This is a genomic window from Pseudoalteromonas sp. GW168-MNA-CIBAN-0100, assembly GCF_040309225.1.
In the GTDB taxonomy this organism is placed as follows: Bacteria; Pseudomonadota; Gammaproteobacteria; order Enterobacterales; family Alteromonadaceae; genus Pseudoalteromonas; species Pseudoalteromonas arctica.
This window is the reverse complement of the sequence record NZ_JBEOOL010000957.1, coordinates 1-244: the sequence shown is the minus strand read 5'-3', so window position 1 is coordinate 244 and position 244 is coordinate 1. Positions and strand designations below refer to the sequence as shown.

The 244-nt window shown below is 40.6% G+C and carries 1 pseudogene; it reads left to right on the top strand.

The features are described from left to right. A pseudogene (locus AAEY62_RS24175) lies at positions 1–244 on the top strand (multidrug transporter); the annotation flags it as partial.

The window sequence follows — 244 nt, the reverse complement described above, 5'->3', positions numbered from 1 at the left end:
CCCTAGAGCAACTTAAAAGTACGGTTGCTACAGCTAAAGTTGATATAGCAAAGTATAAGCGTTTATTAAAACGCGATAAAAATGCGCTTGATTTACTAGTAGGTAATAGCGTTGCCAGTGATTTACTGCCAAATGCGTCACTTAATCATTTACTCGACTTACCAGAAGTACCAGTTGGTTTACCGTCTGATTTACTCACGCAACGCCCTGATATTAAAGCGGTTGAGCATCAGTTGTTAGCGGC